This window comes from Mucilaginibacter phyllosphaerae (assembly GCF_004378255.1).
Taxonomy (GTDB): Bacteria; Bacteroidota; Bacteroidia; order Sphingobacteriales; family Sphingobacteriaceae; genus Mucilaginibacter; species Mucilaginibacter phyllosphaerae.
In genome coordinates this window covers 607,326-630,179 of sequence record NZ_SNQG01000002.1, presented here as the reverse complement: position 1 = coordinate 630,179, position 22,854 = coordinate 607,326, and the positions used below count along the sequence as shown (strand labels likewise).

General features: G+C 45.7%; 19 protein-coding genes. 2 read left to right on the top strand and 17 right to left on the bottom strand.

Annotated features, from left to right (window positions below):
• Window positions 1-87: 87 nt before the first annotated feature.
• A complete protein-coding gene (locus tag E2R65_RS07660; RefSeq protein WP_134335890.1) occupies window positions 88-540 on the bottom strand; it encodes a DoxX family protein in 453 nt (150 codons plus the stop codon).
• 50 nt (window positions 541-590) lie between these two features.
• On the opposite strand from E2R65_RS07660, the gene E2R65_RS07655 reads away from it, so the two are divergent.
• Window positions 591-2,429, top strand: a complete 1,839-nt coding sequence (locus E2R65_RS07655) for a UbiD family decarboxylase (protein WP_134335889.1) — start codon at window positions 591-593, stop codon at window positions 2,427-2,429.
• Between the two features lie 262 nt (window positions 2,430-2,691).
• Window positions 2,692-3,570 (top strand): 4-hydroxy-tetrahydrodipicolinate synthase, encoded by an 879-nt coding sequence (gene dapA / locus E2R65_RS07650; RefSeq protein ID WP_134335888.1) that lies wholly within the window; start codon window positions 2,692-2,694, stop codon window positions 3,568-3,570.
• Between the two features lie 801 nt (window positions 3,571-4,371).
• Here the strand turns inward: dapA and E2R65_RS07645 are convergent.
• The 16 genes from E2R65_RS07645 to mraZ form a co-directional block, all read right to left on the bottom strand.
• Window positions 4,372-4,551, bottom strand: coding sequence for a histone H1-like protein (locus tag E2R65_RS07645; RefSeq protein ID WP_022830046.1), 180 nt, complete (start codon window positions 4,549-4,551; stop codon window positions 4,372-4,374).
• A 308-nt stretch (window positions 4,552-4,859) separates the two neighbouring features.
• Complete coding sequence (locus tag E2R65_RS07640; protein ID WP_134335887.1) at window positions 4,860-6,104, bottom strand: aminotransferase class I/II-fold pyridoxal phosphate-dependent enzyme; 1,245 nt, start codon at window positions 6,102-6,104, stop codon at window positions 4,860-4,862.
• A gap of 140 nt (window positions 6,105-6,244) precedes the next feature.
• Window positions 6,245-7,849, bottom strand: coding sequence for a cell division protein FtsZ (ftsZ, locus tag E2R65_RS07635; RefSeq protein WP_134335886.1), 1,605 nt, complete (start codon window positions 7,847-7,849; stop codon window positions 6,245-6,247).
• A gap of 203 nt (window positions 7,850-8,052) precedes the next feature.
• Window positions 8,053-9,402, bottom strand: a complete 1,350-nt coding sequence (gene ftsA, locus E2R65_RS07630) for a cell division protein FtsA (RefSeq protein WP_183500323.1) — start codon at window positions 9,400-9,402, stop codon at window positions 8,053-8,055.
• Window positions 9,403-9,407: 5 nt separating this feature from the next.
• On the bottom strand, window positions 9,408-10,334 hold the full coding sequence (locus E2R65_RS07625) for a cell division protein FtsQ/DivIB (protein ID WP_134335884.1): 927 nt from the start codon (window positions 10,332-10,334) through the stop codon (window positions 9,408-9,410).
• Entirely contained in the window at window positions 10,327-11,682 is a 1,356-nt protein-coding gene (murC, locus tag E2R65_RS07620) for a UDP-N-acetylmuramate--L-alanine ligase (protein ID WP_134335883.1), read from the bottom strand. The genes E2R65_RS07625 and murC overlap by 8 nt, the downstream gene beginning before the upstream one ends.
• A 174-nt stretch (window positions 11,683-11,856) precedes the next feature.
• Window positions 11,857-12,960, bottom strand: a complete 1,104-nt coding sequence (gene murG, locus E2R65_RS07615; protein WP_134335882.1) for an undecaprenyldiphospho-muramoylpentapeptide beta-N-acetylglucosaminyltransferase — start codon at window positions 12,958-12,960, stop codon at window positions 11,857-11,859.
• A 105-nt stretch (window positions 12,961-13,065) separates the two neighbouring features.
• Window positions 13,066-14,214, bottom strand: a complete 1,149-nt coding sequence (locus E2R65_RS07610) for an FtsW/RodA/SpoVE family cell cycle protein (RefSeq protein ID WP_134335881.1) — start codon at window positions 14,212-14,214, stop codon at window positions 13,066-13,068.
• A 51-nt stretch (window positions 14,215-14,265) separates the two neighbouring features.
• Window positions 14,266-14,607, bottom strand: coding sequence for a four helix bundle protein (locus E2R65_RS07605; RefSeq protein ID WP_134335880.1), 342 nt, complete (start codon window positions 14,605-14,607; stop codon window positions 14,266-14,268).
• Window positions 14,608-14,661: 54 nt separating this feature from the next.
• Complete coding sequence (gene murD, locus E2R65_RS07600; protein ID WP_134335879.1) at window positions 14,662-16,047, bottom strand: UDP-N-acetylmuramoyl-L-alanine--D-glutamate ligase; 1,386 nt, start codon at window positions 16,045-16,047, stop codon at window positions 14,662-14,664.
• A 63-nt stretch (window positions 16,048-16,110) separates the two neighbouring features.
• On the bottom strand, window positions 16,111-17,352 hold the full coding sequence (gene mraY, locus E2R65_RS07595; RefSeq protein ID WP_134335878.1) for a phospho-N-acetylmuramoyl-pentapeptide-transferase: 1,242 nt from the start codon (window positions 17,350-17,352) through the stop codon (window positions 16,111-16,113).
• A 106-nt stretch (window positions 17,353-17,458) separates the two neighbouring features.
• On the bottom strand, window positions 17,459-18,910 hold the full coding sequence (locus tag E2R65_RS07590) for a UDP-N-acetylmuramoyl-L-alanyl-D-glutamate--2,6-diaminopimelate ligase (RefSeq protein WP_134335877.1): 1,452 nt from the start codon (window positions 18,908-18,910) through the stop codon (window positions 17,459-17,461).
• Window positions 18,907-20,997, bottom strand: coding sequence for a penicillin-binding protein (locus tag E2R65_RS07585; RefSeq protein ID WP_134335876.1), 2,091 nt, complete (start codon window positions 20,995-20,997; stop codon window positions 18,907-18,909). Before E2R65_RS07585 ends, E2R65_RS07590 begins: the two co-directional genes overlap by 4 nt.
• Window positions 20,994-21,407 carry an FtsL-like putative cell division protein gene (locus E2R65_RS07580; protein ID WP_134335875.1) on the bottom strand — a complete coding sequence of 138 codons (414 nt, stop codon included), beginning with the start codon at window positions 21,405-21,407 and terminating at the stop codon, window positions 20,994-20,996. The genes E2R65_RS07585 and E2R65_RS07580 overlap by 4 nt, the downstream gene beginning before the upstream one ends.
• On the bottom strand, window positions 21,404-22,306 hold the full coding sequence (gene rsmH / locus E2R65_RS07575; protein ID WP_134335874.1) for a 16S rRNA (cytosine(1402)-N(4))-methyltransferase RsmH: 903 nt from the start codon (window positions 22,304-22,306) through the stop codon (window positions 21,404-21,406). The genes E2R65_RS07580 and rsmH overlap by 4 nt, the downstream gene beginning before the upstream one ends.
• The gene (mraZ, locus tag E2R65_RS07570) at window positions 22,299-22,763 is read right to left on the bottom strand and encodes a division/cell wall cluster transcriptional repressor MraZ (protein ID WP_134335873.1); all 465 of its coding nucleotides are present in this window, start codon (window positions 22,761-22,763) and stop codon (window positions 22,299-22,301) included. Before mraZ ends, rsmH begins: the two co-directional genes overlap by 8 nt.
• Between the last annotated feature and the right edge of the window lie 91 nt (window positions 22,764-22,854).

The window sequence follows — 22,854 nt, the reverse complement described above, 5'->3', positions numbered from 1 at the left end:
GGTATAATTGAGACGGTAAAAGTAAGATAACTTTTTTAATGATAAAAAGGAAGTAAATCTATCGTCTAACTTATTTTCAAATCTATCTTAATGCATCACCCCAAAGTAATACACCCAGGCAATAAAAAACACCTGCAGCGGTATGCGAAACCAAAGGTAACTTAAGCCGTTGCCGCAGTGATCTGCTTTTTGCAGGTTTACTTTATTTTGCGCAGCATAAATATTGGCAGGCAGCAGCAGCACCAAAAATATGATTACAAACCAGGCAACCGGCTCGCGCACGGCCTTAACCAGCAGGCCTATCCCGGCCAAAACCTCGATATACCCGGTTACATAAACAACCTTATTTTTATACGGAATAAGCGGTGGTACCATCAGCGCCATTCCTTTGGTGTACTTAAAGTGGGCTGTGGCTGCAAAGATCAGCATAACGCCCATGGCCAGCCTTCCGCAGAAATAATAATCGGCGGGATGGCCGGCAATAAAACTTGCCAGGCTGCTTACACCAAACACAGCCAATAACACGATAAGCGGTTTCATGACGTAAATATCACTAAAATCAGCAAATTGTATAATATATTTGGCCTTAAATGGGATACAATAGTTTACAGGCCTGCATAACCGACCTTGAAAAGAACGGCCACCTCATCCGCATAAAAGAAGAGGTTGACTCTTACCTGCAAATGGCAGCCATACACCTGCGTGTTTTTGAACACAAAGGCCCCGCCATTTTATTTGAGAATGTAAAGGGGAGCAAGTTCCCTGCGGTATCTAATTTATTTGGCACGCTGGATAGGTCGCGCTTTATTTTCAGGGATACGCTGGATAAGATCAAGACCCTTATTGAACTTAAAAACGACCCCATAAAGGCCTTAAAATACCCCTTTATGTACGCCAATACGGCGCTTACCGCACTATCTGCCCTGCCCATGAAAGTGCATAAGGATGCACCCATCAATTTTGCCCGTACCCTGATCAGCGAGCTACCACAGATAGTGAACTGGCCCAAAGACGGCGGCCCCTTTGTTACCATGCCGCAGGTGTACACCGAGGACGCCGATATGCCCGGTATTATGCATGCCAACCTGGGCATGTACCGCATCCAGCTGGGCGGTAACGATTATGTGCAGGATAAAGAGATTGGCCTGCATTACCAGTTGCACCGCGGCATTGGAGTGCATCAAACCAAAGCCAATGCAAAAGGGCAGCCCCTAAAGGTGAGCATATTTGTAGGCGGCCCGCCCGCGCACCCCGTGGCTGCGGTAATGCCCCTGCCCGAGGGCCTTTCTGAAATGACCTTTGGCGGCGCTTTGGCTAACCGCCGGTTTAGATATTTTTATGACGACGAAGGCTTTTGTATCTCTGCAGATGCCGACTTTGTGATAACCGGTACCGTGATGCCGATGGAAAACAAACCCGAAGGCCCGTTTGGCGACCACTTGGGTTATTACAGCCTGGCGCATCCCTTCCCATTAATGAAAGTGCATAACGTTTATCATAAAAAGGATGCGATCTGGTCGTTCACGGTAGTTGGCCGCCCGCCGCAGGAGGATACCAGCTTTGGCGCCTTGATCCATGACATAACCGGCAGCGCCATCCCTAAAGAGGTACCCGGCCTGCATGCCGTAAACGCTGTTGATGCGGCAGGTGTACACCCGCTTTTATTTGCCATTGGCAGCGAACGTTACACGCCATACGTAAAAGAGCGCTACCCGCAAGAGATCATTACCATTGCCAATCATATTTTAGGTAAAGGGCAGTTAAGCCTGGCCAAATACCTGTTCATCGCCGCCAAAGAGGATAACCCTGCATTGGATGTGAATGATATCGGCGCATTTTTGAAACATATTCTGCAACGGATTGACCTGACCCGCGATCTGCATTTTCATACCCGAACCACCATAGATACGCTTGACTACAGCGGCGACGGCTTAAACAGCGGCAGCAAGGTTGCCTTTACCGTTGCGGGCGAGATCAAACGGGAACTCTGGAACGAATTACCATCAACCTTTATGTTGCCACGCCCCTTTGTAAACTATAAAATGGTGATGCCAGGTGTATTGGCTGTAGAGGTGCCCAAAAACATCCGCACCAGCGATATGCCCCTGATGCTGGAGATTTTGCAGGAGCATTTAGCCGAAGCAGAACTAAGCGGCCTGCCCTTAATGGTTTTATGTGATGACGCCGCCTTTACCGCGCAAACCATCAATAATTTTGTATGGGTAACTTTTACCCGCAGCAACCCAAGCCACGATATTTACGGCATCAACAGCTTTACCGAACACAAGCACTGGGGCTGCAACGGCCCGCTGATGATTGATGCCCGTATTAAACCACACCACGCCCCGGTACTGGAACGCGACCCTGAAGTAGAAAAACTGGTGGATAAGATGGGCGAAAAAGGCGGCATTTTGCACGGGGTGATATAGGCTTTGAATTAAAAAGAAAAAGACACGAAGCATCGTGCCTCTACATTTAACATTATCACTATCGCGAGATTAAGCGCAGCGTATCCCGTAATGCGGCATAGTGCAAGCTGACAGCTTGCGTCAGCCGAAAGCTGATCTTGTGCGCAGTACGAGCCGAAAGCTCGCACCAGCGTTCCACGGTACTCTGTAAAAATCTAATCACTAAACGCCATCCTCTAATCTCTAAATTACTATCTTAGCGCACTTATAACATTTCGAGCACATGAACAAATTTCACGGGACAGGAGTTGCGATGATCACTCCTTTTCAGGCAGATGGACAGGTAGACTATGATGCTTTACAAAAGCTGATAGGCCACCTGATTGACGGCGGGGTAGAATACCTGGTGTCACTTGGTACAACCGGCGAAAGCGCCACATTGAGTAAAGAAGAGAAGAAACAGGTTTTCGCCTTTACTGCCAGGGCCGTGAATAAACGTGTGTTGTTAGTTGCAGGCATTGCAGGTAACAACACCCTGGAAACCGTTGCAGAAATACAAGCTTTTGATACCACCGGCTACGATGCTATACTATCGGCAAGCCCACACTATAACAAACCCACACAAGAGGGTATTTACCAGCATTACAAGGCTATTGCCGAGGCTGCGCCTCTGCCTGTTATTTTGTATAACGTACCCAGCCGCACAGGCACATCTGTAAGTGCGCAAACAACTGTTAGGCTGGCCAATGATTTTAAGAATATCATCGGTATTAAAGAAGCATCTGGTAATTTTGAACTATTGAACCAGCTGATGCGCGATAAGCCCGAAGACTTTTTAGTGATATCCGGCGACGACCCCATCAGCCTGCAAATGATAGCCATGGGTGGCGTTGGGGTAATATCCGTAGTAGGTAATGCCCTGCCTAAGCAGTTTAGCAGCATGATCAGAAAATGCCTTGCAGGTGATTTTAAGGAAGCGCAGGCTTCGCATTACAGCATGATAGAGTTTACCCGCCTGATGTTTGCCGAAGGCAGCCCTGCGGGTGTAAAATCAGCCCTGAAAACCTTGGGAGTTTGCGGCGATACACTACGTTTACCTTTGCTACCGGTTAGCGCTGATGCGGCAGAGCAGATAAAAGAGCAATTAGCGGTGGTGAAATAGGCACTGCCGGTTAGCATATCAAATCATTACCATTTCTGCAAGTCCTTCGACAAGCTCAGGATGACATTGTGGGGCCTGTCATGGTGAGCCTGTCGAACCATTGGCGGACTATTCCCTCCGCGCGTCCTTCGACAAGCTCAGGATGACATTGTGGGGCCTGTCATGGTGAGCCTGTCGAACCATTAGCGGACTATTCCCTCCGCGCGTCCTTCGACAAGCTCAGGATGATATTGTGGGGCCCGTCATGGTGAACCTGTCGAACCAGTAGCGGACTATCCCTCCACGCCTCCTTCGACAAGCTCAGGATGACATGTGGAGCCTGTCATGGTGTGCCTGTCGAACCATTAGCGGACTATTCCCTCCGAGCGTCCTTCGACAAGCTCAGGATGACATGTGGAGCCTGTCATGGTGAGCCTGTCAACCTATTAGCGGACTTATCCCTCCGCGCGTCCTTCGACAAGCTCAGGATGACATGTGGGGCCTGTCATGGTGAGCCTGTCGAACCATTAGCGGACTATTCCCTCCGCGCGTCCTTCGACAAGCTCAGGATGATATTGTGGGGCCTGTCATGGTGAGCCTGTCGAACCATTGGCGGACTTATCCCTCCGCGCGTCCTTCGACAAGCTCAGGATGATATTGTGGGGCCTGTCATGGTGAGTCTGTCGAACCAGTAACGGATTATCCCTCCGCGTGTCCTTCGACAAGCTCAGGATGACATCCTAACCCATTAATAAAAAATCCGGGTAGCTTGTAGCTACCCGGATTTTTTATGTTAAAGTAAAATAAGCTTTCGACTATTTATTACGCCTCTTTGTTTTTAGCTTCCTGAACTTCCAGACGAATAGCCTGAGCTAAATTTTTCAGGTCTTGCATGCCTTTACGCACGCGGGTACCAGCCGCGCTGTTACCTTTGTTATAAAATTTGTCGGCATCCGCTTCTAACGATGCAACCAGTTCTTTTACTTCAGTAAATTTTTTCATTGTGAATACTCCTTTTAATTTTGAGGTTTATTGTTTTAATTAAAGCTAATCTAATGTGTTTTTTAATAAAAAAAAACTTTTTGCCCTACAAAATAGTGCCTTAAAAGCGGTTTTTTTCCACATTTTTAGTCCGTAAGCCCCCAAAATAAGCTTCTTTTACAGCATCAGATTTTGATGGTTTACTATTCCAACAGGCTTTATTATTAAATTATTTAAAAAGCACCCATAATTTTAATTTCTAACTAAAAAAACACAGTTATTATTACTAAAAGCGAATTTATGCATTAGCAAGAATGTATCGGGCGCATTTATGCAATACTAAGAGTGTTTGTTTTGTATTTACCCTCGGTCAATTTAGCCGAAACCGCGCTAAAGGCTTCCAGCGTATGCTGTACATCATCCAGCGTGTGCATGGCAGTTGGGATCAGCCTTAGTATAATTAAGCCCTTAGGAATAACCGGATAAACCACAATAGAACAAAACACACCATGCTTCTCCCTCAATTCCATGGTAAGGCTGGTCGCCTCTGTCAGGTCGCCTTTTAAAAACACCGGGGTAACCATAGTGTTGGTAACGCCTATATCAAAGCCATGCTGTATAAGGCCATACTGCAATGCGCGGGCAATTGTCCAAAGTTTTTCGCGCAGCTGAGGGTTAGATCTGAGTAGTTCCAAACGCTTTTTTAGGCCTAACACCATAGGTATGGGTAATGCCTTGGCAAACGTTTGCGACCGCATGTTGTAGCGCAGGTAATTGATGATGTGGCTGCCTGCGGCTATAAAAGCGCCGATACCTGCCATTGATTTGGCAAAGGTGCCGAAATAAAGGTCTACCCCATCCACACAATCCTGCGCCTCGTGCGTGCCGGCGCCGGTAAGGCCCATAGTACCAAAGCCATGCGCATCATCAACCAGTAAACGGAAGGTGTATTTATTTTTCAGCGCGATGATCTCTTTCAGTTTACCCTGCGCGCCCGACATGCCGAAAACTCCCTCGGTTATCACCAGGATGCCACCGCCGGTTTTTTCAACAATACGCTGCGCATGATCCAGCTGCTTTTCAAAGCTTTCCATATCATTATGCCGGTACACATAGCGTTTGCCCATGTGCAGGCGTACGCCATCAACAATACAGGCATGCGACTCGGCATCATAAACAATTACGTCGTTACGGTCAACCAGCGCGTCAATAACAGATACCATTCCCTGGTAGCCGTAGTTAAGCAGGTAAGCGGCCTCTTTACCTACGAATACGGCCAGGCTATCTTCCAGTTCCTCGTGATGTTTGGTATTGCCAGACATCATCCTGGCGCCCATAGGGTAAGCCATGCCATAATCTGCAGCTGCCCGGGCATCTGCCTCGCGCACCTCGGGGTGGTTGGCCAGGCCCAGGTAGTTATTCAGGCTCCAAACCAAATGTTTTTTACCGTTGAACATCATGTGCGGATGGATCTCTCCCTCCAGATGCGGGTAGGAAAAATAACCATGCGACCACTTTTGGTGCTGCCCGATAGGGCCACCTATATTTTTATTTATCTTATCAAACAGATCCAAAACCTAATGCTAATTAATGTAAATGTGCCGCAAATATAGCAGCTTAATAAAAACGCCGTTTAAACTTTTTATTACCTGATAAGGTAACAAAAAAGCCCCTGCATTGTTGCGAGGGGCTTTGATATATTGGGTTTAATCAATTAGTCGACATTATCATGCAGGAATGAATTGTTGTTCCTGATCTCTGTTTTACCTTCGCTATCGGGCAATAAAGAGAACCTGGATACCTGGCTCTCATCAGACGCGGGAGTTTGCTGTAAAGCGATCTCTTTGCGTTTGTAAGCAGGGATGTTCTCCAGCTCCTGAATGTTGCCGTTGCGCAGCTTCATGCTCAGATCCTTTAAGCGCATAATACGCTCGCGCGATTTGCGTAATTGCTCCTCTATCGATTCGTCTGTTTTATTATCGTCGGCATTAACCACTTCGGGCTCAGGTTCCGGCTCGGGCGCCTGTACCCTGGCAACAGCAGGCTCAAAGTTCATTACCGTTTCGGTTACCTTAAAGGTAAATTCAGAGGCTTCGTTTTCTTCGGCCGCGGGCTTTTCTTCATGCAGGTTATACTTAACAATATCGCTGTCTGCAGCATCCTGCTCTTCGGCGCGGGCAAACAGGTCAAACAAACCGGTTTGTTTGGGCTCGTCCTTCAGTTTCATAAAGGGCTGGGTATCCATTTCTGCATTTGCTTTAACCGGGGTAATAAATTCATTTACCGGTTTCACCAATGGCTCGCTCTCTGGCACCAGCATCGATACTACTTTTTTGTTGCTGTTTTCTTTCTCGCGTTCGTCCTTAGTTTGGAAACCGGTTGCGATGATGGTAACAGATAGTTTTTCGCCCAGGTTTTCGTCTACACAGTTACCCCATATCAGGTCTGCAGCCAGGCCGGCTTCTTCCTGTATATAATCAGTTATGATGCTTACCTCATCCATTGTAACCTCTTTAAGGCCCGAACTGATATTCAGTAAGATATAACGTGCACCTTCGATCTCATTATCTTTTAACAGCGGGGATGATAATGCGCCTTCTACTGCTTTTAGAGCACGGTTCTCACCTTCGGCGGTGCAGCTGCCCATGATAGATACGCCGCTGTCTTTCATCACCGTGCGCACATCCTTAAAATCCACGTTAATATAACCCGGCAGGGTAATAATTTCGGCAATACCTTTGGCTGCAGTGGTTAAGATATCATCGGCCTGGCCAAAAGCAGAGCTCATGGTTAGGTTACCGAAGATCTGGCGCAGCCTGTCGTTAGAGATCACCAGGAAAGAATCTACATATTTTTTCAACTCTTCCATACCGGCGTCAGCCTGCATTTTACGGCGTTTGCCTTCAAAAGAGAAAGGTGTGGTGATAATACCTACCGTAAGGATATCCATTTCGCGCGCTGCCTTGGCAATGATAGGGCTTGCGCCTGTACCGGTACCACCACCCATACCTGCCGTAATAAACAGCATTTTGGTGTTTGAACCCAGCATTTGCTTAATATCGTCGATGTTTTCGATAGCGGAGTTTTTACCCACTTCGGGTATAGAACCTGCGCCCATACCCTCGGTTAAGCTTGCGCCTAACTGTACCTTATTGGGGATAGGGCTTAGTTCAAGCGCCTGGGCATCGGTGTTACAAATAATGAAATCAACACCGGTGATTCCTTGCCTGTACATATGGTTTACCGCGTTACCGCCGCCGCCGCCTACACCAATTACCTTGATGATAGACGATTTTTCCTTTAACATCTCAAACTGCATAATCCTTATTTTCAGCTATATGTATTCTGGTGAACAGATAGATTTTCTTATTGTAATATTATGACTTTTTCCACAAGGTTTATCCACAAATGTGCACAATGTGGAAAAGTATTTTGATGTGAATAAAAATGAGTGGTGTATTGGTGAGTAGTTAATAATTATTGGAATGCAACTACTCACCATTCACCTAATCAACCATACTCTTATTTTAAAAAGTCTTCGTCTTTTATATCGTCCTTAATAAATTTTTTGCCCGATTCCAGGATCTTGCCTAATAAACCAAACTTCCTGTCGTCGGTATATTTGGTTTTTTCGGTTTTAACAGCTGTTGCAGCAGGCGCCTGGGTTAAGCCGTTGTATTCCATTTTCTGGATCCCTTTTATCAGCAGGCCGATACCCGTGGCAAAGGTTGGGCTTTGCAATTCTTCATAAGTACCTTTTGGCAATACTTCGTTTTTGGCCAGATGCTCGTTAGGATAACCTACGCGGCAATCCAGGCCGGTGACATATTCTATTAACTGGGTTAGGTGCTTTAACTGCGCACCGCCGCCGGTTACCACAATACCTGCTATCAGTTTCTTTTCGTAGCCGGATGATTTGATCTCGTAGTACACGTGTTCTACAATTTCTTCCATCCGCGCCTGGATCACAAAGGCCAGGTTTTTAACCGAGATCTCTTTGGGCTCGCGGCCACGTAAGCCGGGTACGCAAACAATCTCGTTCTCTTTGTTCTCTTCTGCCAGTGCCGAACCGAACCTTACCTTCAACTGCTCGGCAATGTTGCGCATTACCGAACAGCCCTCGCGGATGTCTTCGGTTACGCTGTTACCGCCAAATGGGATAACCGCAGTATGGCGGATGATACCTTCGTGAAAGATGGCCACATCTGTTGTGCCGCCGCCAATATCTACTAAAACTACACCGGCTTCTTTTTCTTCGTCGCTCAACACAGATTCTGACGATGCCAAAGGCTCCAGGATCAACTCCTGGCTTTCCAGCTGGGCTTTGTTAACACACTTAACAATATTTTTAATGGCCGTAACCTGCCCGGATATAATGTGGAAATTGGCCTCTAAACGCACGCCTGCCATACCAATCGGGTCTTTTACGCCCGGCTCGTTATCTACCGTAAACTCCTGCGGCAATACGTGGATGATCTCTTCGCCCGGGGGCATCACCAAGTTGTACATATCCTCAACCAGTTTATCAATATCCTTGCGGCTTATTTCAGAACTTAGATCCTTGCGGGTGATTAACCCCCTATGCTGCAAACTTTTTATATGCTGACCGGCTATGCCTACATTAACTATCCTGATCTCGACGTTAGACTGCGTACCGGCAATATCAACCGCTGCGGTGATGCCCTGCACCGTTTTATCGATATTGGATACCATACCGCGCGTTACACCTGCCGACTCCGCCTTGCCTATACCTAATACCTCTATCTTGCCGTTTTTGCTTCTGCGGCCAACTATCGCACAAATTTTAGTGGTTCCTATATCCAGGCCTACTACAATTGGCGAACTTTTTTCTTGTGTTGAACTCTTGTCCATATAAATTAGTTTTTAATAGATGTCTTCTCTTTTATGTTCTCTAACACCGGCGCAGCATCGCCCCTGCCGGTGGTATCCTGTTTAAATGCTGCAATGGTTGCCTTTTTTACTGAGTCTGCCATAAACTCTTTTCGGCGTTTGATAGAATCGAGCAAAGTTTCGTTCCTTACGCCGATTACCTGATTAAAATACTTAATATTGATAAGCTTATAGGCATCCCAGCCCACCAGTGGCAGCGCCTGCTTGTAAAACACTTTTAAATTATTAAACTTAACGCTTAACGAATCGGCATTACCCAGCAATATACGCTGGTTGCCTACACGCGGCACCAGTTCTATCTCGTGGTTCTCGTTCACATACATCTGTGCTATCTGCGCATCCCAAAGCGAATCTTTATGTATAAAATCTGCCGTTTTAAAAATCTCTTTAGCCAGTGCAGTATGCAAAGAATCTACCTTATTGGCAAACATCTCATCAATAAAGCCATTTACCACCAACACCCTGGCGGTGAAGTTTTGCGATAGCGGCATTTTTAAACCATGCTCGTCCACATAAAAATCCTGGTCAAACCGGTTCATGATACGTAGTATAGGCTGGCGCTGGCTTACTTCAACCTGTATAGTGCCATCCATATCCAGATAAACCTTTGCAAACTCAACAAAGGGATTATGCCGCAATTTGTTTTCCAGCGCATGGATATCAATATTCTTCAACCTACGCCCAATAAGCGAATGGCTGGTGGTTTGCAATATGTTATCAATCTCCTGCCTGTCTAAAAAATACTGGTTACCGGGGATGTAAACATTTACCTTTTTGCAAACCAGTTCTTCCTTCTTAATCTCGATAAAACTCATAAGCACCACCAGGCCGGCCAGGCTAACCAGCCAGCCAAAACCAATAAACAGCGGTTTCCAGATGCGTTTTTTAAACATTTTGCAATACTTGTTTTAGGGGCAACACCAATGTATCAATATCACCTGCGCCTACTGTTAAAAGTAGTTCAGGTTTTTCAATCCGCACCATATTAACAGCTTCTTGTTTTCCACATTTGCGTTTATTCAACATTTTCATCCTGCTGAGTATCATATCGCTATCTACTCCCTCTATGGGCAGTTCGCGGGCCGGGTAAATGTCCAGCATCAGCAGTTCATCGGCCAGATCCAGCACTTCGGCAAAGCCATCGGCAAAATCGCGGGTGCGGGTAAATAAATGCGGCTGAAACATCACCGTCAGCTTTTTATCCGGGTATAGTTTTTTTACCGATGCTATGGCCGCCCGCAACTCTTCCGGGTGGTGGGCATAATCATCAATATAGATGTGATGATCGGTTTTTACAACGTACTCAAAACGCCTTTTAACGCCTTTAAAAGACCCTAAAGCGCGATGTATCGCATCTGCAGGTACATTTACAAGCAAAGCAGCTTGTATGGCAGCAACAGCATTTTCTATATTATGCAAACCGGCAATACCCATTTTAATATCGGAGATATTGACTGCTTCATTGTTAAAATCAAAATAAAAATCACCATCCTGGATGCGCACATTGGTGGCCATGGCCTGCGCCTGGTTATCCATTGCATAAGTTACCCCATTACCCAGTGGAAGCCCATTATGGTAAATTAATGTACCACGCTGTTTTAACTGTGAGGCAAACAGCTTGAACGATTCTTCCAACTGGGAGTGGTCGCCGTAGATATCCAAGTGATCTGCATCCATTGAGGTGATAATGGCCACATCTGGGTGCAGGGTTAAAAATGATCTGTCGTATTCATCCGCCTCAACAACCACAATATTGTTATTGCCATACAAAACGTTTGTATTATAGTTGGATGAGATACCCCCCAAAAATGCCGAGCAATCCTTACCCGAATCTTTCAGGATATGCGCAATCATGCAGGATGTGGTGGTTTTGCCATGCGTACCGGCCACTGCTATAGTGTACATGCTTTTACTGATCAGCCCCAACACCTGCGAACGCTTCTGCAGTTCGAACCCCTTGCGCTTAAAAAAGTTAAGCACCTGCGAATCTTTAGGGATGGCCGGGGTATAAATAATTAATGTACCCTCATCCAACTCCTGAAAATTCATCGGGATCAGATCGGCCTTATCTTCAAACAGCATACAAATCCCCTCGTTGTGCAGGGCATCTGTTAGTGGGGTGCTGGTTTTATCATACCCGCAAACAACACAGCCTAAATGGTGGAAATAGCGCGCAAGGCCGCTCATGCCTATGCCGCCTATGCCTACCAAATAAACTCTTTTGATGTTGTTTAATTCCATGTGTTTGGTGAATGGTTGATTAGGTTAAGTGGTGAGTGGTTTCACTTTACACCTTTCCTGTCAACACTATTTTACTTATCTATTAATCGATATTTAACTAATCTCTAATCCTAAATACTCTCTAATAACTAATTACCATTTAAAAGCCCCCTGCCCAAAGGCAGGGGCTTTTATTTAATTGTTGTTTGTTATTTGGATAACCTCTTTTGCAATCACCTCATCGGCATCGGGCAGGGCCAGTTTACCAATATTGTTGCTTAATGTTTTTTGCAATTCCTTATCATTTAAAAGCGCAAGAGCCTTATCTATTAATTTTGCTTCGGCATCCCTGTCGGCTACAAAAATAGCGGCATTATCCTGCACTAAAGCCAGCGCATTCTTGGTTTGGTGGTCTTCGGCCACGTTTGGCGAAGGCACCAGTATCACCGGTTTTTTGATCACACACAGTTCGGCAATGGTGCCGGCGCCTGCACGCGAGATAATGATATCTGCGGCGGCATAAGCCAGGTCCATCCGGTTTAAAAACTCTACCACGCAAATGTCCGGGTGCCTGTTTGGGCCTAATTGTTCGGTAATGGTTTTATAATAAAACTTACCCGTTTGCCAGATCACCTGTACATCAGCAGCAATCAACTTATCAATACCGGCCAGTATGCTGTTATTTAAAGTACGCGCACCCAGGCTGCCACCGGTTATCAGTATCGTTTTTTTGAACGACGACAGTTTGTACAGTTCCAGCGCCTGCATGTGCTTACCCGCTATATTTACCGATTCCCTGCGGATAGGATTACCGGTTTTGATGATCTTATCAAACGGGAAGAATTTTTCCATCCCGTCAAAAGCCACACATATCTTTTTGGCTTTTGCACCTAACCACTTATTAGTGATGCCGGCATAAGAGTTTTGCTCCTGTATCAATGTTGGGATGCCCCTTAAAGATGCCGCGTACAACAGCGGGCCGGAAGCATAGCCACCTACGCCAACAGCGGCATCGGGCTTAAAATCTTTAATAATTTTGATGGCCTTGCGCACACTGTTTATGAGCTTAACCGGGAACATCACGTTCTTCCAGACAGAATTACGTTGGATGCCCTGGATCTCCAACCCAATAATTTTGTAACCCGCGGCAGGCACTTTCTCCATTTCCATACGGCCGCTGGCACCCACAAATAAGATCTCGGTACCGGGGTCAAGCTTTTTCAAAGCGTTGGCAATAGCAATAGCCGGGAAGATGTGCCCCCCTGTACCGCCGCCGCTTATGATGATACGTTTACCCATGGCGAAGCCCCCCAGCCCCCTGAAAGGGGAGTTTTTGAAAGTCTTTATGGTTACTTGATATCTTCATACTTTTATCTGATCCTATTCCTTTTTATTGGGTAGGGGTTATTGTGCTACGCTTATCTCTCCCACCACAACTTTTTTGGGTTCATCAATATCCCGGCTTACCGATAGGATAATACCGAAGGCTACGCTGGTGAACAAAATAGATGTACCACCCATGCTTACCAGCGGCAGGGGCACCCCTGTTACCGGGCCAAGGCCTACGGCAACCGCCATATTGGCAAACGCCTGTATGGTTAGGCTAAAACTTAAACCGCAGGCCAGTAAGGCACCAAACGCCTTTGGCGCTTTGGTTACAATTTTAATACAGCGATATAATAAAAACAGGTAAATGCCTACCAGTGCAAACCCGCCTATTAAACCATACTCTTCTACGATGGTTGCATAAATAAAATCTGAATATGGGTGCGGCAGGTAATTACGCTCGGTACTGTTGCCGGGGCCTTTACCAAACACCCCGCCGGTAGCAATGGCTATCTTAGAGTGGTCGGACTGGAACGACTTATCGGCGTTTGCCAGTTCGGGGTGCATAAACGCATGGATACGCGATACGTAAGTAGCACGGCGCGGACCTAAAAAGATCACCCCTGCCAGCAACACCGCCCCTGCCAAACACACTACCGAGATCTGCTTGATACTGATCCGGCCTATGATCAACAATAAGATGCTTACTCCAAACAGCATCAGTGCGGTAGAAAGGTTAGCCAGTGCAATCAATATAAATACCACACAAACCGAGCCCATGATAGGGATAAAGGAATTTTTAACATCCTTAATGTTTTCCTGCTTGCGCGATAGGGTACGTGCCAGATAGGTGATGAGTGCCAGTTTAGCTAAATCCGACGTTTGAAAGGTTAACCCTGTACCGGGTATAGCTATCCAGCGGCTGGCATCATTTACGTGGTTACCAAACAGTAAGGTGTACAGCAATAACGGAATGGTAATTACCATCAGGATTTTAGAGATACCTGCATAATAACGGTAATCTATCCGGTGCGAGATATACATCAGCGCAATACCGCCAAACAGCATAGCCATATGCTTAACCAGTATAAATTCTGTAGCCTTACCTTGCTTGTAAGCCAACGTACCGGTTGAACTATACACAGCCAGCAATGACAATACCGACAGCAGGATGACGATCAGCCAGATCCAGCGGTCCCCTTTTACGTTACTGAGTATTTGATTCATGTGATTAATGTATGTGCAAATATGCGAATGTGCAGATGTGCAGATATTTTTTTAATGTGTTGATGAAATTATTTTTCCTAATACTTTTATTATCGATTTTATATAATCATAAAGTTCTTCTTCAAACGGGTAATTCTCTGCATGCTTGCATAGTGTTAACCAATACTCTGTTTCTTGTGTTTCTTTATACGCTATCTTACATTTATGCCGAAAGTCAACTTTACTTTCTGCGCCTTGTGCTTCTCTAACATTTGCCCCTATTGATGTACCACTTCTAAACGACTGATTAGCCAGATTATATCTTTTTTGTGATTCCAGCACTTCGGTAAATGCTATTATTTTCAAAGAAAAGTTAAAGGTTAAGTCAACTATTAAATTTGGTTTTTCATTCATTTATTCCATCAATATAATCCGCACATTTGCATATCCGCACATTTGCACATCTAACTATAGTTCTTTCACCGCATCTTTAAACTGCTTGCCCCTATCCTCATAGTTCTTAAACAGATCAAAACTTGCGCAGGCGGGTGATAATAATACCGTATCGCCTTTCTCTGCCAGGTGATAAGCTACCTGTGCTGCTTCTGCTGCCGACATGGTGTTTACAATCACCTCTACATCGTCTTCAAAAGCATCGTGGATGCGCTTGTTATCCTTGCCTAAGCATACTATGGCTTTTACCTTTTGCTTAACCAGTTGCTTAAGCATACTGTAATCATTCCCTTTATCTACCCCTCCTAATATCAAAACCACGTCGCTGGTCATGCTTTCCAGCGCGTACCAGGTAGAATTGACGTTGGTTGCTTTAGAATCATTGATGAAACTAATGCCGGAGATTTTACCAACCGATTCAAGCCTGTGCTCAATATTGCGGAAGCTACCCATGCTCTCTCTCATCGTTTCGTTGCGCAGCTCCAACACCTTGGCAACTATACCAGATGCCATAGAGTTGTAGATATTGTGCTTCCCCTGCAGGGCCAGTTCGTTTATTGACATTTGAAAATGTTGTTGGTGTACGTTTATAATTAGGTTATCCTTATCGAGATATGCTCCCGTTTCAATAGTTTTTTCTATACTAAATGGCAGTTGCCGGGCTGCTATTGTTTTGCCTTCCATCACCTTTATTGTTTCCGCATCATCTGCGCAATAAATAAAATGATCGGCGCCGGTTTGGTTCTGCGTGATCCTGAATTTGGATGCCGCGTAATTCTCCAGTTTGTATTCGTAACGGTCCAGGTGATCTGGCGTGATGTTTAACAGCACCGCTATATCCGCCCTAAACTTATACATGCTATCCAGCATAAAGCTGCTTATCTCCAGCACATAGTGGTCAAACTTTTCGGTAGCTACCTGGTAGGCAAAGCTTTTGCCGATATTCCCTGCAAGGCCCACATTTAAGCCGCCGTTCTTCAGGATATGATAGGTAAGGCTGGCAGTAGTTGTTTTACCGTTAGAGCCTGTTATACAGATCATTTTAGCATCGGTGTAACGGCCGGCAAACTCAATCTCGGATATTACAGGGGTACCCTGCTCAACCAGTTTCTTTACCATGGGTGCACCATCCGGGATGCCGGGGCTTTTCACCACCTCTACGGCGTTCAATATTTCTGCTTCGGTGTGGCCGTTCTCTTCAAAACGGATCTTCCAATCCTGCAGCTGTTTTTTGTAATGATCTGCTATAGCACCAAAATCCGATACAAAAACATCATACCCCTGCTGTTGGGCAAGGTATGCCGCCCCAACACCGCTTTCGCCGGCGCCAAGAATAGCTATTAGCCCCCCAGCCCCCTGAAGGGGGAGCTTTTGATTGGGTATGTTGTTAGAAATACTCACTTTGTTTGTCTTTTATACTCTATTTTTTATCCTACTCCCCTTCAGGAGGCCGGGGGGCTTCTTTTATCTCAGTTTCAACGTTATCACCGTGATGATCGCCAGGAAGATGCAGATGATCCAGAACCGGGTTACGATCTTGGATTCATGGAAACCTTTCTTTTGATAGTGGTGATGCAGCGGCGCCATCAGGAAGATCCTGCGGCCTTCGCCAAAACGTTTTTTGGTATATTTAAACCAGCCTACCTGCATCATTACCGATACATTCTCTACCAGGAAAACACCGCATAATACCGGCACCAATAATTCCTTACGGATGATGATGGCAAATACCGCGATGATACCGCCGATAGCCAAACTGCCCGTATCGCCCATAAATACCTGGGCGGGGTAGGAATTGTACCATAAGAACCCCACACATGCCCCAACAAATGCACCGGCAAAAATCACCAGCTCGCCCGAGTTGGGGATGTACATAATGTTCAGGTAATCGGCTATCATGGTGTTACCGGATACATAAGCTAATATGGCCAGCGTTAACCCGATAATAGCCGATGTGCCGGTTGCCAGCCCGTCTATACCATCGGTAATATTAGCACCATTTGATACTGCCGTAATAATCACGATCACAAAAAGCATAAACACCAGCAGGGCATAATGCTCGTAACCCTTACCCAAAAACTTCAGCACCTTGGCGTAATCAAACTCGTTATTTTTGTAGAACGGCATGGTGGTTTTGGTAGATTTTACATCCTGCGTTAAAACCTGTTTATCGCCGCGCATATGAAAATCAACCGGTACATCGTACTTAACGGGCAGCTTCACTTCCTGCCTTATGGTGATATTGGTATGGAAATACATGGTCCACCCGATGATGAGCGCCAAACCAACCTGCCCCGTAATTTTGAATTTACCTGCAAGCCCTTCCTTGTTCTTTTTAAATACCTTAATGTAATCGTCCAGGAAACCAATTAAGCCCAGCCAGATGGTTGTAACCAGCATCATAATGATGTAGATATTATCCAGCTTGGCAAACAACAGCGTTGGGATCAGGATACCCAGGATGATGATGATACCACCCATTGTTGGCGTGCCTGATTTTTGCATCTGCCCTTCTAAGCCCAGGTTACGCACGGTTTCGCCAACCTGTTTAAAACGCAGATAATCAATTAACCGGCGGCCATAAACCGTGGTTACCAACAACGATACAATCACCGCCATAGCCATCCGGAACGTGATGTACTGAAATACACCTATCCCGGGGATACTGTAATTTTTACTCAGATAGCTAAACAGGTAATATAACATTCGCTTCGCTTTGATATGCAGATATGCTGATGTGCAGATATGCAGTTATTGTTTAATTATTTAATTGTTAGTAATGTGTTCATCTGCACATCTGAAATCTGCACATTTATTTAAATACCTCTTTCAATTCTTCCATATCATCAAAATGATTTTTTACGCCATTTATCTCCTGATACTTTTCGTGGCCTTTACCGGCAAGCAATATAATATCGCCCGGTTGTGCCAGCATAAAGGCTGTTTTAATGGCCTCGCGCCTATCAGCAATACTCAACGTATGGCGCTTAAATGCAGGGTCGACACCGGCTTCCATATCTTTAATGATCTGGGCAGGGTCTTCCGTCCGTGGGTTATCTGATGTCAGGATCACCTTGTCGCTCCACTCGCAGGCCACTTTAGCCATAATGGGGCGTTTGGTTTTATCCCTGTCGCCGCCGCAACCCAAAACGGTTATTACCTTTTCGTTCCCCTTGCGGATATCATGAATGGTGCTTAACACGTTCTGCACCGCATCCGGCGTGTGGGCATAATCTACAATACCTATTACCTTGTTTGGGGCAACCAGGTATTCAAACCTGCCCTCGGCACCTGTAAGCTTGCTCAGGCTAACCAGCACTTTAGATCCATCCTGCTCCAGTAACATCGCGGCAGCATATACCGCCAGCAGGTTATAAGCGTTAAACGTACCTACCAGTTTAAACCACACCTCTTCACCATCAATATTCAGCAGCAGGCCGCCAAACTGGTTTTCAATGATGCGCGCCTTATAATCGGCCATGCTTTTTAAGCCGTACGATTTTTTGTGGGCCGCTGTATTCTGCAGCATTACATTGCCATTCTTATCGTCGCCGTTGGTTAGGGCGAATGCGCTTTTGGGCAGCTTATCAAAAAATGTTTTCTTGGCCTTCAGGTAGCTGTCGAATGTTTTATGGTAATCTAAATGATCATGCGTTAGGTTAGAGAATATGCCGCCGGAGAATGTAAGTCCCTCTATCCGGTGCTGAGATATAGCGTGTGAGCTAACCTCCATAAAGCAGTAATCGCAGCCTTCATATACCATATCGGCCAGCAGCTTGTTCAAAGCAACCGGATCTGGCGTGGTATGGGTTGACGGGACAATGCGGCCGTTAACCTGGTTCTCTACGGTAGAGAGCAGGCCGCATTTGTAGCCCATATCTATAAACAGCTTATATAAAAGCGTGGCAATGGTAGTTTTACCATTGGTACCGGTAACCCCAACCAGCTTTAGGTTTGACGAAGGATTTTCGTAAAAATTAGCCGCAATAATTGCCAATGCTTTGGCAGAATCGGCAACCATTAAAAAGTCAACCTCTGTTGCGGTGTGGGCAGGCAGTTCCTCGCAAATAACCACTATGGCACCGTCTTTAATAGCCTGGTCTATATAATCGTGACCATCTACAGCGGTACCTTTTACCGCTACAAACATACAGCCCGGTACCACCTTACGCGAATCGAACACAATGGCAGAGATCTCTACATCGGCACTTCCCTGTAATTCGGTAAATGCTACTCCTTCTATTATATCGCTTAAATATCTCATTGCAGTTCTATCGTTATTTTTGAACCCTTTGGTATCATACTGCCCCCGGTTACCGATTGTGTGGTTACCGAGCCACTTCCCTTTACAGCTACCTTATACCCGGCATTACCCAGTGCATAAAGCGCATCGCTTAAGCCCATACCGGTAACATTTGGCACCGTGCCTGTTTTATATTTATTATCCTCTGATGCTATACCGTTGCTGGTATCCAAACCTGTTGGCGTGGCAGATGCATACAATGGTTTTACCCCCAGTTTTTCATACACCTTTTTTAGTGCCTTTAAATTGCCCTGTTTAAATTTAGGCAGGGTGGTATTACCTATTAAGTGCGCAGGCGTTTGGTTTACTTCCATATCGCTGGCGTAAACCTTATCTGCTATCTCCCTGAAAACCGGGCCCGCCACCGAAGCGGCGTAATATCCGTTCTTAGGATCATTGATAACTACGATTAACGAATACTTTGGCTTATCTGCCGGGAAATACCCGCAAAATGATGCCTGGTATTGTTTTTTAGCCTTGTAACCTTTATTAGCATCTGCCACCTGGGCGGTACCTGTTTTACCTGCTATTTTAAATAGCGGACTATAAACGTATTCTTTACCGCTACCCTCGTTCACTACGCCTTCCAGCATTTCCTGCATTTTTTTCAGGGTAACATCCGAGCATATTTTTTCGTTAAGCGTGCGGGTGTGGAAACGTTCTACCGTGTTGCCCAATCGCCTGATCTCTCTAACAAAAACAGGCGTTACCATTTTACCGCCATTAGCTACCGCGTTGTAAAAACTCAGCATTTTTAAAGGCGTAAGCTGCATTTCGTAACCATAGGCCATTTGCGGCAGGGTCATGTTTTTATTCCAGCTTTTGTTGTTCGGGTTTTTTACCACGGGTTGTGCTTCACCGGGAATCTGTAAGCCCATTTTCTCGTTCAGGTGCCAATCGTATAAATGATCGGTAAATTTCGACTGGTTATCTTTATAGCTGGTATTGATAAGATAAGCTACCGCAGCATTTGATGATTTTTCAAATGCTTTTTTTACCGATACCCGCCCGATGCTTCCGTGCGAATCTTTGATGGTATGTCCCGGTATAGGGTATTCGCCGGTATTTACCATGGTGCCGGTATCTACCTTATGATCTTCCAGTAGGGCCATATATGAGGCCAGCTTAAACGTTGACCCCGGATCCTGATTACCGGCTATCGCGTAATTGAATTTTTCTTTAAATGAGCCGTCAGGCATGCGGGTATAGTTGGCCACCGCCCTTACCTCGCCGGTGGCAACTTCCATTAAAATAACAGCACCGTGATCTGCCTTGGTGTAAATCAGTTGTTTTTCCAGCGCGGTTTGTGCCACATCCTGAAAGTTCACATCAATGGTCGACATGATATCGGCACCTTCTTTAGGTGCTATCTCGTCATCATCGTTAATAGGCATCCAAACACCGCCTGCCATACGGCGCTCTAAACGCTTACCGCTTTCACCATTAATGTAGCTGGCATAAGCACCCTCAAGCCCTACCGCATTTTTTACGTTATCATTTTTATAACCAATGGTACGCGCTGCTAACGAACGGAAAGGTAAAATGCGCTTATTTTGCTGAACCACAATTAAACCGCCTTTGTATTTACCCATATTAAAAATAGGGAACTTGCGAATATCTTTTAACTCGTGGTAGGTAACCTTGCGCCTCACTAACTGGTAACGCGAGCTGTCTTTACGTGCATCGCGGAAGATCCTGGTATATTCACGGGCAGATTTATCGCCAAAATAAGCCGACATTTTCATGGCCAGCGAATCTATCTTCTCATTAAACACCTTGTCGTTCTCGATACCACCGGCAAGCATATCCATACGCAATTCATACTCGGGTACAGATGTAGCCAGCAGGCTGCCATCAACAGAGAAGATATTGCCCCTGGCGGCCTCAATGTTTTTATAGCGCGTAGATTGCACCTTTGACATGTTTTGCCATTTTTTACCCTGTACAAATTGCACACGGCAAAGCTGGAATACCACCGCTGCCGCAAAAAGCAGGATCAACCCAAACGCAAGGTAAACCCTTAACAGTATGTTGGTTCTGATACTCATTCCTGTATATCCTCCTTTACCGTAATTTTTTGTGGCGGCTGGTTAGATTCCTTAACCCCCAGGGTATCTGCACGCTTGGCCACCTCGGTCAATGTGCTTTTAAAGGCCAGGTCGGCCTTGGTGCTTTTATATTCCCAGCTTAACTCTTTAACTTCTTTGCTTATTTTGTCAATATCGCGGATGTTGTTTTCAGACAGGTGCCTGTTACCTATATAGATCATGCCTAAAAAGGCGATGTAAAAAATAAATGGCAAAGCACTGGTAGCATCATCCGTAGTGATCACTCCATTTCTTAAAAACTGGGTAAAAAAGTTATCGGGAATGCCTTTTTTTACAGGGCGCTCCTCCACAATAAGCTCTTGTTCTTCCAGTTCTTCTTCCTGAATTTCTGTACGTAAACGATTGGTCATTTTTTTACAGCTATCCTTAATTTAGCACTGCGTGCCCTGTTATTATTAATTATCTCTTCGCCGGTAGCTACTATAGCCCCACGGCTAACCGCATCAAACGGGCGGTTGTTGTTTCCGTAAAAGTCCTTCTCTACCTCACCGCTGAATTTGCCTTTGGCGATGAAGTTTTTCACCAGCCTATCTTCCAGCGAATGGTAAGACATCACCACCAGCCTGCCGCCCGGCTTAAGCACCTCTGCAGATTGCATTAAAAAATCTTTCAGCGCCTCCAGTTCCTGGTTCACCTCTATCCTTAATGCCTGAAAAACCTGCGCCAGGTACTTATTTTCTTTACCCCGGGGGATGATGTTGCTTATTGCGTTCTTCAGATCAGCTACCGTATTTATCGGGCCGTTAAGCCTTGCCGTTACCAACGTTTTGGCCAATGATTTGGCATTCTGCACTTCGCCGTACATGCCAAAAATGCGGTGCAGATCGGCTTCGGTATAACTATTCACTACCTCTTTGGCGCTCAGGTCTGATGCCTGGTTCATGCGCATATCCAGCTCGGCATCAAAACGGATCGAAAAACCACGCTCGGCCTGGTCAAACTGGTAAGATGATACACCAAGATCGGCCAGTATCCCATCAACCGGGATAGCATCATGCAAACGGGTAAAATTTTTCAGGTACCTAAAATTCTGATCAATAAAAGTAAACCGCTCGTCATCAATTACATTTTGCTGCGCATCGGCATCCTGGTCAAAACCCAGCAACCTGCCGCCTTCGCCCAAATGCTTCATGATCTCGCGCGAGTGGCCGCCGCCGCCAAAAGTTACATCAACGTAAGTACCGTTCGGTTGTATATTTAATGCATCAATGCATTCGGCCAGCATAACCGGTACATGGTAATTACTCATCGCGCCCCTTTCCCTTATTGCCCATCACCTCTTCGGCCAGTTCGGCAAAGTTCTCGGGCTCGTTGCTTATCATTTTCTCGTGCGCTTTTTTATCCCAAACCTCTACCTTGTTAAGCATGCAGGTTAAAACAACCTCGCTGGTAATGCCCGCATAATCCAGCAAATTCTTCGGCAGGTTAACCCTTCCGGTGCCATCAGGCTGCAAATTTGTTGCGCCGGCGGTAAAATATCTTACAAACTGAATGGCTTTTCTATCATATTCGTTAAGTTTGCTCAGTTCGTCAAGCTTTTTGTCCCATTCCCGTTTAGTGTAAATTACCAGATAGTTTTCCAGGCCGCGATTGATCACAAGGCCCTCTTTTTCAGCTTCAGGAAGCTGTTTTTTGAGGTCCGAAGGGATCATCATCCGCCCTTTGGCATCCAGTTTACAATTAAATTCTCCGGTTAAATAGGACATTCTTTACGGTCAACAATATTTGTAACGTAAAAGTATATTACTTTTACCACTTTATGACACTTTTTACCACCAAAAAGTTTTCAACATTTTT

Excerpts from the sequence above, each read along its gene's own strand:
- ftsZ (WP_134335886.1), bottom strand. The coding sequence starts at position 7,849 with ATGCAGTTTGAGATGTTAAAGGAAAAATCGTCTATCATCAAGGTAATT.
- ftsA (WP_183500323.1), bottom strand. The coding sequence starts at position 9,402 with ATGGACAAGAGTTCAACACAAGAAAAAAGTTCGCCAATTGTAGTAGGC.
- murC (WP_134335883.1), bottom strand. The coding sequence starts at position 11,682 with ATGGAATTAAACAACATCAAAAGAGTTTATTTGGTAGGCATAGGCGGC.
- mraZ (WP_134335873.1), bottom strand. The coding sequence starts at position 22,763 with ATGTCCTATTTAACCGGAGAATTTAATTGTAAACTGGATGCCAAAGGG.
- murG (WP_134335882.1), bottom strand. The coding sequence starts at position 12,960 with ATGGGTAAACGTATCATCATAAGCGGCGGCGGTACAGGGGGGCACATC.
- E2R65_RS07580 (WP_134335875.1), bottom strand. The coding sequence starts at position 21,407 with ATGACCAATCGTTTACGTACAGAAATTCAGGAAGAAGAACTGGAAGAA.
- E2R65_RS07610 (WP_134335881.1), bottom strand. The coding sequence starts at position 14,214 with ATGAATCAAATACTCAGTAACGTAAAAGGGGACCGCTGGATCTGGCTG.
- E2R65_RS07625 (WP_134335884.1), bottom strand. The coding sequence starts at position 10,334 with ATGTTTAAAAAACGCATCTGGAAACCGCTGTTTATTGGTTTTGGCTGG.
- mraY (WP_134335878.1), bottom strand. The coding sequence starts at position 17,352 with ATGTTATATTACCTGTTTAGCTATCTGAGTAAAAATTACAGTATCCCC.
- rsmH (WP_134335874.1), bottom strand. The coding sequence starts at position 22,306 with ATGAGTAATTACCATGTACCGGTTATGCTGGCCGAATGCATTGATGCA.
- E2R65_RS07585 (WP_134335876.1), bottom strand. The coding sequence starts at position 20,997 with ATGAGTATCAGAACCAACATACTGTTAAGGGTTTACCTTGCGTTTGGG.
- E2R65_RS07660 (WP_134335890.1), bottom strand. The coding sequence starts at position 540 with ATGAAACCGCTTATCGTGTTATTGGCTGTGTTTGGTGTAAGCAGCCTG.
- E2R65_RS07655 (WP_134335889.1), top strand. The coding sequence starts at position 591 with ATGGGATACAATAGTTTACAGGCCTGCATAACCGACCTTGAAAAGAAC.
- E2R65_RS07645 (WP_022830046.1), bottom strand. The coding sequence starts at position 4,551 with ATGAAAAAATTTACTGAAGTAAAAGAACTGGTTGCATCGTTAGAAGCG.
- dapA (WP_134335888.1), top strand. The coding sequence starts at position 2,692 with ATGAACAAATTTCACGGGACAGGAGTTGCGATGATCACTCCTTTTCAG.
- E2R65_RS07605 (WP_134335880.1), bottom strand. The coding sequence starts at position 14,607 with ATGAATGAAAAACCAAATTTAATAGTTGACTTAACCTTTAACTTTTCT.
- E2R65_RS07590 (WP_134335877.1), bottom strand. The coding sequence starts at position 18,910 with ATGAGATATTTAAGCGATATAATAGAAGGAGTAGCATTTACCGAATTA.